Source organism: Roseibium album (assembly GCF_965233825.1).
Classification (GTDB): Bacteria; Pseudomonadota; Alphaproteobacteria; order Rhizobiales; family Stappiaceae; genus Roseibium; species Roseibium album.
In genome coordinates this window covers 1,737,267-1,750,896 of sequence record NZ_OZ247583.1, presented here as the reverse complement: position 1 = coordinate 1,750,896, position 13,630 = coordinate 1,737,267, and the positions used below count along the sequence as shown (strand labels likewise).

The 13,630-nt window shown below is 57.1% G+C and carries 14 protein-coding genes; 5 read left to right on the top strand and 9 right to left on the bottom strand.

The features are described 5' to 3' along the window. Positions 1-3: 3 nt before the first annotated feature. From hslV to dnaK, 6 genes are all read right to left on the bottom strand, one after another. Positions 4-564, bottom strand: a complete 561-nt coding sequence (gene hslV, locus ACO6TI_RS08165) for an ATP-dependent protease subunit HslV (protein ID WP_029064128.1) — start codon at positions 562-564, stop codon at positions 4-6. Between the two features lie 131 nt (positions 565-695). Continuing rightward, positions 696-1,271, bottom strand: a complete 576-nt coding sequence (locus ACO6TI_RS08160) for an NADPH-dependent FMN reductase (protein ID WP_422384731.1) — start codon at positions 1,269-1,271, stop codon at positions 696-698. A gap of 129 nt (positions 1,272-1,400) precedes the next feature. Further along, positions 1,401-2,537 carry a peptidoglycan-binding domain-containing protein gene (locus tag ACO6TI_RS08155; RefSeq protein ID WP_422384730.1) on the bottom strand — a complete coding sequence of 379 codons (1,137 nt, stop codon included), beginning with the start codon at positions 2,535-2,537 and terminating at the stop codon, positions 1,401-1,403. Between the two features lie 281 nt (positions 2,538-2,818). Then, positions 2,819-3,481 (bottom strand): class I SAM-dependent methyltransferase, encoded by a 663-nt coding sequence (locus ACO6TI_RS08150; protein WP_108873258.1) that lies wholly within the window; start codon positions 3,479-3,481, stop codon positions 2,819-2,821. An 80-nt stretch (positions 3,482-3,561) separates the two neighbouring features. Beyond that, entirely contained in the window at positions 3,562-4,689 is a 1,128-nt protein-coding gene (gene dnaJ, locus ACO6TI_RS08145) for a molecular chaperone DnaJ (protein WP_055119716.1), read from the bottom strand. A gap of 164 nt (positions 4,690-4,853) precedes the next feature. Next, positions 4,854-6,770: a molecular chaperone DnaK gene (gene dnaK / locus ACO6TI_RS08140; RefSeq protein WP_055119111.1), complete on the bottom strand. Its 1,917-nt coding sequence runs from the start codon at positions 6,768-6,770 to the stop codon at positions 4,854-4,856. 345 nt (positions 6,771-7,115) lie between these two features. On the opposite strand from dnaK, the gene ACO6TI_RS08135 reads away from it, so the two are divergent. Genes ACO6TI_RS08135 through ACO6TI_RS08125 form a run of 3 tightly spaced genes read left to right on the top strand, consistent with a single transcriptional unit; the run spans position 7,116 to position 8,970 of the window. Further along, the gene (locus ACO6TI_RS08135; protein WP_197000082.1) at positions 7,116-7,928 is read left to right on the top strand and encodes a hypothetical protein; all 813 of its coding nucleotides are present in this window, start codon (positions 7,116-7,118) and stop codon (positions 7,926-7,928) included. A 23-nt stretch (positions 7,929-7,951) separates the two neighbouring features. Next, positions 7,952-8,575, top strand: a complete 624-nt coding sequence (locus tag ACO6TI_RS08130) for an alpha-ketoglutarate-dependent dioxygenase AlkB family protein (protein ID WP_197000083.1) — start codon at positions 7,952-7,954, stop codon at positions 8,573-8,575. Positions 8,576-8,616: 41 nt separating this feature from the next. Further along, on the top strand, positions 8,617-8,970 hold the full coding sequence (locus ACO6TI_RS08125) for a low molecular weight protein tyrosine phosphatase family protein (protein ID WP_422384729.1): 354 nt from the start codon (positions 8,617-8,619) through the stop codon (positions 8,968-8,970). Here ACO6TI_RS08125 and ACO6TI_RS08120 read toward each other — a convergent pair. Further along, the gene (locus ACO6TI_RS08120; protein WP_104701361.1) at positions 8,957-9,397 is read right to left on the bottom strand and encodes an MAPEG family protein; all 441 of its coding nucleotides are present in this window, start codon (positions 9,395-9,397) and stop codon (positions 8,957-8,959) included. The genes ACO6TI_RS08125 and ACO6TI_RS08120 overlap by 14 nt on opposite strands. Before the next feature lie 115 nt (positions 9,398-9,512). On the opposite strand from ACO6TI_RS08120, the gene ACO6TI_RS08115 reads away from it, so the two are divergent. Beyond that, complete coding sequence (locus ACO6TI_RS08115; RefSeq protein WP_196891941.1) at positions 9,513-10,100, top strand: TetR/AcrR family transcriptional regulator; 588 nt, start codon at positions 9,513-9,515, stop codon at positions 10,098-10,100. A 79-nt stretch (positions 10,101-10,179) separates the two neighbouring features. Here ACO6TI_RS08115 and ubiB read toward each other — a convergent pair whose 3' ends face one another. Both ubiB and ubiE read right to left on the bottom strand, forming a co-directional pair. Next, complete coding sequence (gene ubiB / locus ACO6TI_RS08110; protein ID WP_104701359.1) at positions 10,180-11,760, bottom strand: 2-polyprenylphenol 6-hydroxylase; 1,581 nt, start codon at positions 11,758-11,760, stop codon at positions 10,180-10,182. A 3-nt stretch (positions 11,761-11,763) separates the two neighbouring features. Beyond that, positions 11,764-12,567 carry a bifunctional demethylmenaquinone methyltransferase/2-methoxy-6-polyprenyl-1,4-benzoquinol methylase UbiE gene (gene ubiE, locus ACO6TI_RS08105; RefSeq protein WP_108873254.1) on the bottom strand — a complete coding sequence of 268 codons (804 nt, stop codon included), beginning with the start codon at positions 12,565-12,567 and terminating at the stop codon, positions 11,764-11,766. 161 nt (positions 12,568-12,728) lie between these two features. On the opposite strand from ubiE, the gene mutM reads away from it, so the two are divergent. Next, positions 12,729-13,622 carry a bifunctional DNA-formamidopyrimidine glycosylase/DNA-(apurinic or apyrimidinic site) lyase gene (gene mutM / locus ACO6TI_RS08100; protein ID WP_422384728.1) on the top strand — a complete coding sequence of 298 codons (894 nt, stop codon included), beginning with the start codon at positions 12,729-12,731 and terminating at the stop codon, positions 13,620-13,622. The last annotated feature ends 8 nt before the right edge of the window (positions 13,623-13,630 follow it).

Below are 13,630 nucleotides of genomic sequence, written 5' to 3'. Positions count from 1 at the left end.
CGGCTAGTCGGTCACTTCAAGCATTTCCAGGGTTACGCTTGAGTTGGTGTAAACGCAGATCTCGGCGGCAACAGCCATCGCCTTGCGGGCAATGGTTTCCGCGTCGAAATCGGTATCGGCGAGTGCCCTGCCCGCGGCCAGTGCATAGTTACCACCGGATCCGATACCCATTATGCCTCCTTCTGGCTCGAGTACATCACCTGTCCCGGTAAGAACCAGTGACACGTTCTTGTCGGCCACCAGCATCATCGCTTCAAGGCGTCGCAAGTACCGGTCTGTCCGCCAGTCCTTGGCGAGTTCGACACAGGCGCGCATCAGTTGTCCGGGATATTGTTCAAGCTTCGCTTCCAGGCGTTCGAACAAGGTGAAAGCGTCTGCGGTCGCACCGGCGAACCCGGCGATCACTTCACCCTTGGCCAGGGGTCTCACCTTTCGGGCGGAATGCTTGATCACGGTCTGGCCGAGGGATACCTGTCCGTCGCCTGCAATGACGACCCTGTCGCCCTTGCGTACCATCATGATCGTCGTCCCGTGCCATTGAGCCGGTTCGCGCGTTTCGCTCATTCATTCCTCTTGGGTTCTTGATTGCTGCTCGGTTTCATCAATGCTGCCGCCCTATGTAGGCGGCATTTCCGGCTTTTCCAAGCCATCAGTTTGCTGCGAGACGCATCACGACAATTCAAGCGTGACGTTTTCTAGTGCGACATCTCGATTCTCGCTGCGCGCAGAAGCGCCTCGACCAGTTTGTCGAGCTGCCCGCTGACCCGTTCTTCAGCCAACTCGTCCCTGTCGTCGAATGAGGTCATTGCCTTTGGCACGGACACCATCTGCGGCAGCACCGGTGCACCCAATCCGACTTCCAGGATCGTTCGCATGCCGATCAGACCGCGCATGCCGCCAAATCCGCCCGGAGAGGCTGCGCCCAGTGCGAACACGCTGTTCCTGTAAGGCTCGCCCGGTTCCTTGACCCGGCTGATCCAGTCGAGCGTATTTTTCAGGAGGGGTGTCACGCCGGCATTGTATTCGGGACAAGACAGGAAAATTCCGTCATGCCCGACAAAGAGCCGCTGAAGCTTTTTGGCATTTTCGGGTACACCATTCGCTTCTTCCAGATCTCCGTCATAAATCGGCAAGGGGTAGTCTTTCAGCGAAAGATGCGTGACCTCGGCGTCCAGGATTGCAAGCCGCTTGGCGACGAGTGCAGCAAGTTTTCCGTTGTGGGAGCCGCTCCGCACGGACCCGGAAAAAACAAGTATCTTTGGACTGCGCATCAACAGACCCTTTCAGCCGTAGACAGGACAATTCGGTCTTATTGATATGGCAAATGCCAACTCGTTTACCAGTGTTTCCACCAAAAGGCCGAGCAGGCGGGCACATTTGGCATGCCCGCCTCCCTCCGATCAGAACAGGCTTGCAATAAACCCCGGTATGCTCTTGACGGCATATGTCCAGTCGTCCTTTCGCCACCTGGACATTTCATAGGCCGAATCGCCAAGATCTTCTCCCATGTCGGCAAACAGTTTTGTCGGTCCCTGTTTCATGCGGTCGACCAGACGGCTCAAACGAGCGATGTCGATGTCGCCTGTCTGAATGAGGTGGACAGCTCCAAGGACCAGGGTCGTCATGCTGTCGACGCCCGAAGCGCCTAGGCCGATCGGGTCGCAGGCACGGATTACCTGAAAAACCTTGCTGTTCTTGACCGATCCGGGAGCGATTGCCTCGACGAGGCTCTGCAGACCCTCCACCATGCCGGCCCAGGGAATGGCCTTGCCCATGAAGTGCTTGTAAAGCTCGGAGGTGCCATAAAGATAATCGCCCTGTTCGAACTTGTCCGCGACCTCGATCAGGGTAATAACCTGTCCCACGGCACCGACCTTGCTACCAAAGCTCCCCAGGAACCTGCCAAATTTCGACGCCGGTGACCCGATCGCATCCAGGGCTCCGAACTGGCGCCCTTTCATTCCGGAAATGGCCTTCATCACGTCCCGCGCTTCGGAAACGGAAAAGCCCCACTTGCGCAATTGCGACCAGGCGGCAATGACCTTGCGTGCATCCTCGGCACGCCCGATCGTACCAAGAAACTTCTTCATGCCGGGGATGCTCTTGTCGATCAGCTCACGTCTGAACTCGTCAAAAGCATCACTATCACCGAGTTTGGCCGCTTCCCTGGCCAGCATTTTTTCTGCCGGTGTCAGGCGATCGTCGCGCATCGTATCATTGGCAACCGTGGATGGATGAGCTGCGGGCGGGATGCACATCCGTTGCCAGACAGAGGCCGAGTTCGGGTCGTTGAGCGCCTGAATGGTCCGGTTGCCCCGATCCACGCGGCCGTCGGGATAACGCAGCCGGACGACACTCGCCTGAAAGTCCTTGATTGTTCCTATGGTCTTCGAGCCGACTTTTCCGTCGACCGACAATTCCTTGCGTGAAGATCCCATGAGGGCGTTCAACCGGGTCTGAACCGTCTTGACATCCAACTGTTCATTCGTTCCGAACCGGCCTACGGAGCCGCCAATACCAATGCATGAATTGATCATTTGAAAATTGTCCAATCATTAAAAAACAATACCAAGCAACGCTTATTCACGAATACTGCTGAAAGGACCTGTGACTCACGTCACCGTGAATGCAAATGAGACTGCAATTCGCACGGAAACAGTGGATTTCGACACGATGTCGGCGCTGCGGCAAACGGGAAAGCGTTCGCACAAACAACGGACTAAAGTGAAAAGGCAACCGATGTGAAGACCGGTCGCCATCAACATGATAATTCAGAAATGGATGTGCTCTGGCACCAGGTTACCGATGAGTACCGGCCTCAGTGCCCTTTGCGATAAACCCATACCCGTGCCGGCGGCAGGTTTTTCCAGACCCATTCGGAACTGTAGACCGATACCGCCCGGTTATCCGGTTTGATCGGCGCAACCAGTCCATAGGAGAACTGGATAAAGGGTGCGCCCGGCTTCAGCAGATGAAAAGCTTCGTCCAGCAAGGCCCGGCGGACCGGCTCCGATCTCGTGAGCAGCGGAAGCGACGAAACAATTCCATCCAGAGTGTGTTTGACCTGCGTCTCGCCGGTGAGGAACCCTTTCGGCTTGCGGAGGGTTTCTGTCAATGTGTAGGCATCGCCCTGCTGAATGGGCAACCCCGGATATCTGAGGCTCAAGAGCTCACAGAACTCTTCGCTGTACTCGATCAGGTTGAGGTGTTTGTGCGTGAAACCGCGATCAATCAGTGCCTTCGTGACAACACCGGTTCCAGGACCCAGTTCGACAACCCGTGAGTGGGGTCGTGGTGTCAGGTATGACGCCATTTTGGTCGCCAGATCGGATCCTGACGGTGAGACCGCACCGGTTCGCAGGGGATTTTGCGCCCAGGACCGGATGAACTTCATCTCATCCAGAACCTTCGTGCGCACGGCATTGGCCTTGCCCAGCTTCTCCCGAAGACGTTCGACGCGAATACTGTTGCGTTTCAGCATGTTACCTCACCAAACCCCAGGGAATCGAATATAGGGGCAATTGTAAGGATTTGCTATATCCTGACGCACAGAATGCACAGTCACGCGCCCAGATTGTCAATAAAATCCTTCACTTTCGAAAAGAACCCCGCCGATTCGGGATGATTTTCGCCAGACGATTCCGTTTCGAATTCCGCAAGAAGTTCTCTTTGCCGGCGCGTCAGGTTCGTCGGTGTCTCAACCGTTACCTGAATGTACATGTCACCATGCTGGCTGGAACGCATGACCGGCATGCCCTTGCCGCGCAGACGGAACTGCTTTCCGGTCTGGGTTCCTTCGGGCACCTTGACGCGGCTTGTGCTTCCCTGAACGGTGGGAACATCAAATTGACCGCCAAGTGTTGCCGTACTCATTGATATCGGAACGCGGCAATAAAGGTCTGCGCCATCGCGCTGGAACAGGTCGTGCGGCTTGATCGTCAGGAAGATATAAAGGTCTCCCGCAGGGCCACCACGGACCCCGGCTTCTCCTTCGCCAGCAAGACGAATACGGGTACCGTCCTCGATGCCGGCCGGTATGTTCACGGACAATGTCCGGTCCTGCGTCTTGCGGCCGGCTCCGCTGCAACTTTCGCAAGGATCGGAAATAACCTGACCGCGGCCCTGACAGCTGGGACAGGTGCGTTCAAGCGTGAAGAACCCCTGCGCCGCGCGGACCCGGCCTGCTCCGCCACATGTTCTGCATGTGGTCGGGCTTGTTCCCGGCTTGGCGCCGGAGCCGGAACATGTGTCGCAGGTGGTGCTTGTCGGCACCTCGATTTCCACGGTCTTCCCGGAAAATGCATCTTCCAGCGTTATGTCGAGATTGTATCGAAGATCGGCGCCGCGTTCGCGGCCACCTGAGCGGCGCCCGCCGCCCATGCCGAAAAATTCCTCGAAGATGTCGGACATGGTTGACGAAAAATCGTGCGCCCCGGCACCACCGCCACCGCCGAATCCGCCGTTTTCGAAGGCAGCATGCCCGAACCGGTCATATGCTGCGCGCTTCTGGCCGTCCTTCAGCGTGTCGTAAGCCTCGTTGACTTCCTTGAAACGGGTTTCGGCCTCTGCATCCCCGGGGTTCCGGTCGGGATGGTATTGCATCGCCATCTTGCGGTAAGCGCTTTTGAGCGCCTTTTCATCCGCCTCGCGAGATACCCCCAGTACCTCGTAGAAATCACGTTTGGACATCAAGAGCTCTCGGTCTTGTTGTTGCGCCACCGGCGGCCAGGATATCTCCGGCGCCCAGGACGGCGAAAGCGCCGGACACGAGAACCCGTATTACCGGGTAATCAAGCGACCGGCGCCAGACTTGAACAGCCAGCCGGACATCCGGCTGGCTGCAGTTTCTTGGTTTAAGCGGACTTCTTGTCGTCTTCGTCTTTGACTTCCTCGAAATCCGCGTCGACGACGTCATCCTCGGCTTCGGAAGCGGCTTCCTCGCCACCCTCGGCTTCGGCGTCAGCCTGGGCTGCCTGATACATGGCTTCCCCGAGCTTCATCGACGCTTCCGCAAGAGCCTGCGTCTTGGCCTTGATGTCTTCCAGGTCCTCGCCTTCAAGCGTGGATTTCAGATCTTCCAGAGCGCTTTCGATCGCGGCCTTGTCTTCCTCGGAAACCTTGTCGCCGTAATCCTTGAGCGACTTGTCCGTGGAATGCACCAGCGATTCACCCTGGTTTTTGGCTTCGACAAGTTCCTTGCGTTTCTTGTCTTCATCCGCGTGGGATTCCGCGTCCTTGATCATCTGGTCGATGTCAGTGTCGCTGAGACCACCGGAAGCCTGGATACGGATCTGCTGCTCCTTGCCGGTACCCTTGTCCTTTGCGGACACGTTGACGATACCGTTGGCATCGATGTCGAAGGTGACCTCGATCTGCGGTACGCCGCGCGGTGCCGGTGGCAGGCCGACCAGGTCGAACTGACCAAGAACCTTGTTGTCCGCCGCCATTTCACGCTCACCCTGGAAAACGCGGATGGTCACAGCCGTCTGATTGTCTTCGGCTGTAGAGAACACCTGGCCTTTTTTGGTCGGGATCGTCGTGTTGCGGTCGATCAGACGGGTGAAGACACCACCAAGCGTCTCAATACCCAGCGACAACGGGGTGACGTCGAGCAGCAGAACGTCCTTGACGTCGCCCTGCAGAACGCCGGCCTGGATCGCAGCACCCATGGCCACGACTTCGTCGGGGTTCACGCCCTTGTGCGGCTCTTTACCGAAGAAGGCCTTAACGGTCTCCTGGATCTTCGGCATACGGGTCATGCCGCCGACCAGAACCACTTCGTCGATTTCACCGGCAGCCAGACCTGCGTCCTTCAGAGCCGCCTTCATCGGATTGCTGGTCCGCTTGACCAGATCTTCGACCAGCGATTCGAATTTCGCACGTGTCAGCTTGAGCGTCAGGTGTTTCGGACCGGATGCGTCAGCCGTAATGAACGGCAGGTTGATTTCGGTCTGAGACGACGAAGACAGCTCGATCTTTGCCTTTTCTGCCGCCTCTTTCAGACGCTGCAGGGCCAGCTTGTCGTTTTTCAGGTCAATGCCCTGGTCCTTCTTGAACTCAGCGGCAAGATAGTCGACGAGAACCATGTCGAAATCTTCACCACCGAGGAAGGTATCGCCGTTGGTGGACTTCACTTCAAAGACACCGTCGCCGATTTCCAGGATGGAGACGTCGAACGTACCACCACCAAGGTCATAAACCGCGATGGTCTTGCCGTCGTTCTTTTCCAGTCCGTAGGCAAGCGCTGCCGCGGTCGGCTCGTTGATGATGCGCAGCACTTCCAGACCGGCAATCTTGCCTGCATCCTTGGTGGCCTGACGCTGGGCGTCATTGAAATACGCCGGAACGGTAATGACCGCCTGGGTTACCGTTTCGCCGAGATAGCTCTCGGCGGTTTCCTTCATCTTCTGCAAGATGAAAGCGGAGACCTGGGACGGGGAGTACTTGTCGCCGTTGGCTTCCACCCACGCATCGCCATTGTCGGCCTTGACGATTTCGAACGGGACAAGTTTCTTGTCCTTGCCGACGGTCGGGTCGTCGTAGCGGCGACCGATCAGCCGCTTGACTGCAAACAGCGTGTTTGTCGGATTGGTGACTGCCTGGCGTTTCGCCGGCTGGCCTACAAGCCGTTCACCGTCGTCGGAAAACGCCACCATCGATGGAGTGGTACGGGCGCCTTCTGCGTTTTCGATAACTTTTGGTTCCTTGCCGTCCATGACGGCGACGCACGAGTTGGTCGTGCCGAGGTCGATACCAATGACCTTTGCCATATGTGCCTCTCTTTCTAGCAAACCGGATAGACCCGTGAAGGCGTCAAATCCGGCTCCTCTCACTTGGGTTCCGGGAAAAACCCGGACATCACGCCAGAGCGAATGCTCAGGATTTAGCGCGAAGCTTGACCGCTATATAGGTGGATGAAACTTTGCCTGCAAGACATCTGTCCACTGACAATTGCCTGACATGGCGGATAATTCTTCCCAGATGGTTACTGTTCGGGTGTCGATAGCAAATCCAGAACCATTTGCAAGCGTTTCTCCCGGTTTTCGGAAATGCTTTAAACTTTTGACCTAGGGTCTCGACAAAAATCGGGATTTGCCCTGCCAAAGGAGGCTGCCGTGAATGATCCTGAACTCTGGAATCGTATCCATAGCTGCCATCCCGACGTCGTGGAGGCCGACCTTCCCTTCTCGAAGCGTCTGGCCCGTGACAACAACTGGACACATGAATACGCCCTCAAGGTAATAATCGAATATCTTCGATTTGCGTATCTGAGCCGGATGAAGGCCGGAATGGTGACTCCAAGCGACGAGGTGGACCAGGCCTGGCACCTGCACCTCACCTATACGCGCCATTACTGGGGACCGTTCAAGGACGCACTCGGTGGTCCGCTCCACCACATGCCAACCAAAGGCGGCGCCGACCAGTCCGCGCTTTTCCGCGATGCCTATCAAAAGACGCTGGAGCTTTACCAAACCGAATTCGGCAATCCACCGCCTGAAGATATCTGGCCACCAGCGGACATCCGGTTCGGCAGGGCACCGCATTTCATGCGGATCAACTCGAAGGATGTCTGGCTCCTCCCAAAACCTCGATTGCCCTACTCGGTCTTGCTGACATGTCAAAGGCTCACAAACATTTCGGCACGGGTTTATGGTGCGCTGATTTCCCTGTTCGCCCTTTTGTTCGGTACCGGTCTTGCCTTTGCGCATGGACAGCCTGCGGGTGACACGCTTCTGGAAAAACTGCGCAACATGGTCTGGCACTGGGCAAGCGAGCACACATTGTGGTTCATTCTCGGCGTGGTCGTCATTGTTCTTCTAGTCCGCGCGATCTTCATCAAGGCGACCGGGAGTTCGTCCGGATGCGGCGCCGGATGCGGTGGGGGTGACAGCGGAGGCGGGTCGGGCTGTGGAGGCTGCGGAGACTGAGTTTATACTTTATGGGAAAGAGCATGCAGGACATTCCGATAAACGGCCTGACCGGCCTTGCCTATCATCCCGGATATTTCGACCGCACAGCTCAGGAACACCTTCTGGAGCAAATCCGCTCGATTGTTGCCGCTGCGCCGCTTTACCAACCGGTGATGCCAAAGACAGGCAAGCCTTTTTCAGTGAAAATGAGCAATTGCGGGCCGCTTGGCTGGGTTTCGGATATCAACGGCTACCGCTACCAGGAAAGCCATCCTGCAACCGGGGACGCCTGGCCGGAGATTCCGGAGAGCCTGCTGGCTTTGTGGAGTGATCTTGCACCCGAAGCTCCCCGGCCTGAAGCCTGTCTCGTCAATTTCTACGAACCCGGTGCAAAGATGGGCCTTCATCAGGACCGGGACGAGCAGACTTTCGCTGCTCCGGTCATTTCCGTTTCGCTCGGCGACACAGCAACATTCCGGGTCGGTGGCCTTAAGCGGACCGGCCCCACCAGGTCTTTCCGGCTTCAGTCGGGAGACGTCGTGGTTTTGGGTGGTGACGCCCGCCTTGCCTATCATGGTATCGACCGCGTCCTCAAAGGAACGTCGACGTTGCTGAAGAATGGCGGGCGCATCAATCTGACGCTCAGGCGGGTAACAGAGCCATAGTCACAGCTCATCCATGACCAAAAGAGGGGCCAGATTCATCGATGCGCGATGAAACCATCAATGTCCTGTTTGTATGCAGCCGTAACAGATGGCGAAGCCCGACCGCAGAAACCCTCGTCAGGTCGTTTCCCGGCATTCGTGCACGCTCTTGCGGAACAAGCAAAGCTGCGCGCAAGCAGGTACAGAACGCCGACATTGACTGGGCGGATCTCGTCCTTGTGATGGAGGATGAGCATTCCTCAAGACTAAAAGCCCGCTTTCGTCAGCTCCTGAATTCCGAAGTTGTTTACGTGCTCGATATCCCGGACGAGTTCCAATTCATGGATCCCGACCTGGTGGATATTCTTGAGCAGACCGTTCCTCCCATCCTCCTGGCTGCACTCAAACAAGACTGATCAGTCCTGCAACCGCGATCACGATATTGGCCAGGAGGCACGTGACGAACGCAATTGTGCGCGGACCACCTGCGATCCTGCCAATCCCGCCATAGTAAAATGCCCAGAACAGGATGCGTGCGAGGAGATAGATCCCGGATACCGAATTGACGACAAGTGGTGAGGCGCCAGCCGCCACCGCAACAAGCACAGCTGCAAGAAATGCGGGGAAACTCTCGGCGGAATTCTGATAGGTCCTGATTGCCCTGAAACTCAGCTTCGAATGATCGAACTGTAGCGGCATGCCCGGCGTCTGCTCTTCTTTGGCAAATGCCAGCGGGGCAGTCAGAAAGCTCTGGATCAGAACGACCAGAGCCAACGCGCCGAGAACGAGAAATGTTGGCTTGTAGGCGTTGATGTAAGGGATTGCTTCGAACAGGTTTTCCATATCGCGGTCCGGTTTGATTTCAAAAAAGACAAACCGTTCTTGCCACTTTTCTATTTATGTTAAAGAACATTTTTTGTGCCTCACTAGAATGAGACGTCACGCTTTGGAGGTTTGATTGCCTTATAGTGCCCAACACAAGTCGGCGACACGGAACCGGATCGTGGAATGTGCCCGTATCCTGTTTAACCGACATGGATTTTCAGAGGTTTCCATCGACACGATCATGGCGGAAGCCGGCCTGACACGAGGCGGGTTCTACAACCATTTCAGGAACAAGGAAGAGCTCTACGCGGAAGCGGTTGCCTCGTTTCTGAACGGACGGGGGAAGACCTGGCGGGACGAAGCCGGTGTCGATCCGGCAAATGGCGGCCCGCAAACCGTTCGCGACATGATAGAAAGCTATCTTTCAGACAAGCATCTCGGGGATCTTGAAGGGCAGTGCCCGATGATCGCTCTGCCGTCTGATGTCGCGCGTGCAACGTCCGAAGTCCGGACCGCCTACGAGGCGTTGTTGCGGGCCATGATCTGGCTGTTCGAACACAATCTGCCCGACCGGGCCGACAAACGCGAAAAAGCCATTGGTTTGGCTGCGACCTGCATCGGCGGCATGGTTTTGTCGCGAACGATCGACGACAGGGAACTTGCTGAAGAAATCCGAGCGATTTCGAAAAAGATTGCTCTCGATCACATCGAAACGTGCTAGCGGAACGATCAGCGGGCGGCCACACGCGCAACTCTGCTCAACCCGATACTCGTCTCGACGGGTCGACCGGATCCACCGTTCATATCGCGAGATATGTCAGCACCAATGCACAGGCTGCGATCACCCACAGGGCGATGCGTCCGGATCGGGTGTGACGGGCTTCCGCCTTGCCGATAGTTTCCGCCGTTTCCCGGTCGAACCGCAAGCCGTCTCTTGTCATTCTTTCAAGCGCTTCCGACATGTGCCCGATCCTGTCGGCGAAGATCGGCAAGTCGTTCGCGGCTCGTGTCAGGGCCGACACGACATCCCCGGCGTCACGCAACTTGCCGACCGGACCCAGATGCTCCTTTATCCAACTGCCGACGACCGGTTCGGCGGTCCGCCACATATCGAGGTTCGGATTGAGTGAGCGGGCAACGCCCTCCACAACAACCATCGTCTTTTGAAGCATGATCAACTGCGTCTGGGTGCGCATGTCGAAGAGCTCGGTCACCTCGAACAGCTGGGTCAACAGGCGCGCCATGGAGATTTCGCTGGCGTCGTGACCGTGGATGGGTTCTCCGATGGCCCGGATGGCCTGGGCAAACATGTCGACATCCTGATCAGCCGGGACGTAACCAGCCTCGAAATGAACTTCGGCTACGCGTCTGTAGTTACGCGTGATGAAACCGAAAAGGATCTCGGCCAGAAAGCGCCGTTCACGCTTGTTCAGCCGGCCGGTGATGCCAAAATCGACGGCGACAAGCGTACCGTCCGGGTGAACGAACAGATTGCCCTGGTGCATATCCGCATGAAAAAAGCCATCGCGCAGGGTATGACGCAGGAAACTCTGGATAACAGCGGCACCCAGCGCTTCCAGATCGTGTCCGTCCTCGATCAACCCGTCGACGTCCGACATCTTGCGGCCGTCGATCCATTCCATGGTCAGGACGCCCTTTGCCGTGTGCATCCAGTTAACGGATGGAACGCGGAAACCGGGATCATCTGACGTGTTTTCGGCCATTTCTGAAAGAGCTGCTGCTTCGAGACGGAAATCCATTTCAATCGCGACCGACTGCGCCAGCGTGTCGACGATGGCCACGGGGCGAAGCCTGCGGGACGGGGCGTGGAACCGTTCGGCCAGCCTGGCGACCAGGTAGTAGCTCTGCAGGTCACGTTGAAACCGGCGGGCAACGCCGGGGCGCAGAACCTTTACGGCAACCTTTTCTTCCGACCCGTCCTTCTGCCTGATGATGGCGGGATGAACCTGTGCGATGGATGCTGCGGCGACGGCCTCACCGAATTCATCGAAGATTTCGTCGACCGGGCGCCCGAGTTGCTCGCACACGGCTGCTCTTGCCGCCTCGTGATCGAAAGCCGGAAGCCGGTCCTGCAGCGCAGACAATTCCCGTGCCGCATCCTTGCCGACCACATCTGCCCTCGTCGCGAGAAACTGGCCAAGCTTGACGTAGGAGGGGCCAAGCTTGTTGAGTGCATCCGACAGACGCAGTTCCGCGCTCTTGTCCTTGACCGACCGGCGCTCCAGCAGACGGGCCATTGCGATGCCAATGCGCGGACCGGTCGGAAGGTCCGGCAAGGCAACAAGACCGAACACACCTTCGCGCGCCATCACAAATCCCGCCCGCGCCAGACGGAAAAAAGACATTACCGGAAGCGTCATCGATCAGAATTTCCAGCCAAAATGCAGTGCGGCAATCCCACCTGAATAATTGCGATACCCCACGCGCTCGAACCCGGCCTCACGGATCATTTCAACAAAACGTTCCTGACCCGGAAACTTGCGAATCGATTCCACCAGGTACTGATAGGGATCCGCGTCGCCGGTCACCCACTTGCCGATCGGCGGGATCGCGTTGAAGGAAAAAGTGTCATAGACCTTGTCCAGGACAGGGATGTCCACTTCGGAAAACTCAAGACAGAGAAAACGGCCGCCGCGCTTCAAAACCCGGTGGGCTTCGCCAAGGGCTTTCGGGATATCCGGAACGTTGCGGATCCCGAACGCAATTGTGTAGGCGTCGAAACTCTTGTCGGGAAACGGCAGCTCCTCGGCATTGCCCTGCGAAAAGGTTATCAGATCGGAGAGGCCCGCCTTGGCAGCCCGGTCCCGTCCGACGGACAACATGGATTCGTTGATGTCGCAAACCACCGCCTCGACGGCTTCGTTCGACCGGCGAACCACCCTGGTGGCAATGTCACCGGTGCCACCGGCGACATCGAGAAGACGCCAGCCGGACGCCGACGATTTGGGCGGTGCCAGATAGGACACCATTGCGTCTTTCCACACCCTGTGGAAACCACCCGACATGAGATCGTTCATCAGGTCGTAGCGGTCCGCAACCTTGTGAAAGACGTCATCCACCAGCGACTGCTTCTGTCCTTCGGCAACCCTGGTGAAGCCAAAGCTTGTCGGCATGTCCTCGGGTGTGCGGCCCGATGTCCCCGACTGTCCCTGGGTCTGTTGCGTCATGAATGCGCCTCCTGGCGGATACTTGTCTCGAATTCACTTCAAATCGCGCCGGACAATAGTACAAGCACCCGACAAGCGCTATCTTTGCCAGCCTTCAAAGCCATATGCCGCAGGCCTATAGCGTGCAAAAGAAACAGAAACCAGTGTTGAGAGATCCGTAGATGCCTGAATTGCCGGAAGTTGAAACGGTCAAGCGGGGACTTGCTCCGACCTTCGAAGGCGCAAAAATCGTCGCCGTCGATCAGAACCGTCCGGACCTCAGGTTTGCGTTCCCCGACCGGTTCGCAAGCCGACTTGCCGGGCAGCGGGTCGCTGCCCTGTCACGGCGCTCAAAGTATCTTCTGGCTGACATCGACAGTGGTGATGTTCTCGTCATGCACCTTGGAATGTCCGGATCATTCCGGGTCGAGAACGATTCCGTGCAACACGCACCCGGTGATTTTGCACATGAGAGAAACAAGGACCCGAAACACGATCACGTGGTGTTTCACCTGAAGACGAGTGAAAGTGCCACTGCGCGCATCATATATAATGATCCGCGCAGATTTGGCTTCATGACCCTGATCCCCCGCCCACAACTGGACGAACACGCATACTTCAAGGATCTGGGAATGGAGCCGCTTGGAAACGATCTTAGCGGCGAAACCCTGGCTCGCCTGTTTGCAGGCCGCAAGTCACCGCTCAAGGCAGCGCTCCTGAACCAGAAACTTATCGCCGGGCTCGGAAACATTTATGTGTGCGAAGCGTTGTGGCGCAGCGGTCTCAGTCCGGAACGTGTCGCAGGCACCCTGACGACGACGTCCGGAAAGCCGACAAAAAAGGCTGAGGAACTTGCAATCCACATTCGCGAGACGCTTCATGATGCCATCCGTGCAGGCGGTTCCTCGCTGCGCGACCATACCCAGGCAGACGGTACTCTCGGTTACTTCCAGCATTCCTTCGCCGTTTACGATCGGGAAGGCGAAACTTGCCGGAAAAAGGGCTGCAAAGGCACGATTGCACGCCTCGTCCAATCCAATCGCTCCACCTTTCATTGCCCGGTTTGCCAGTCCTGAAAGACAAG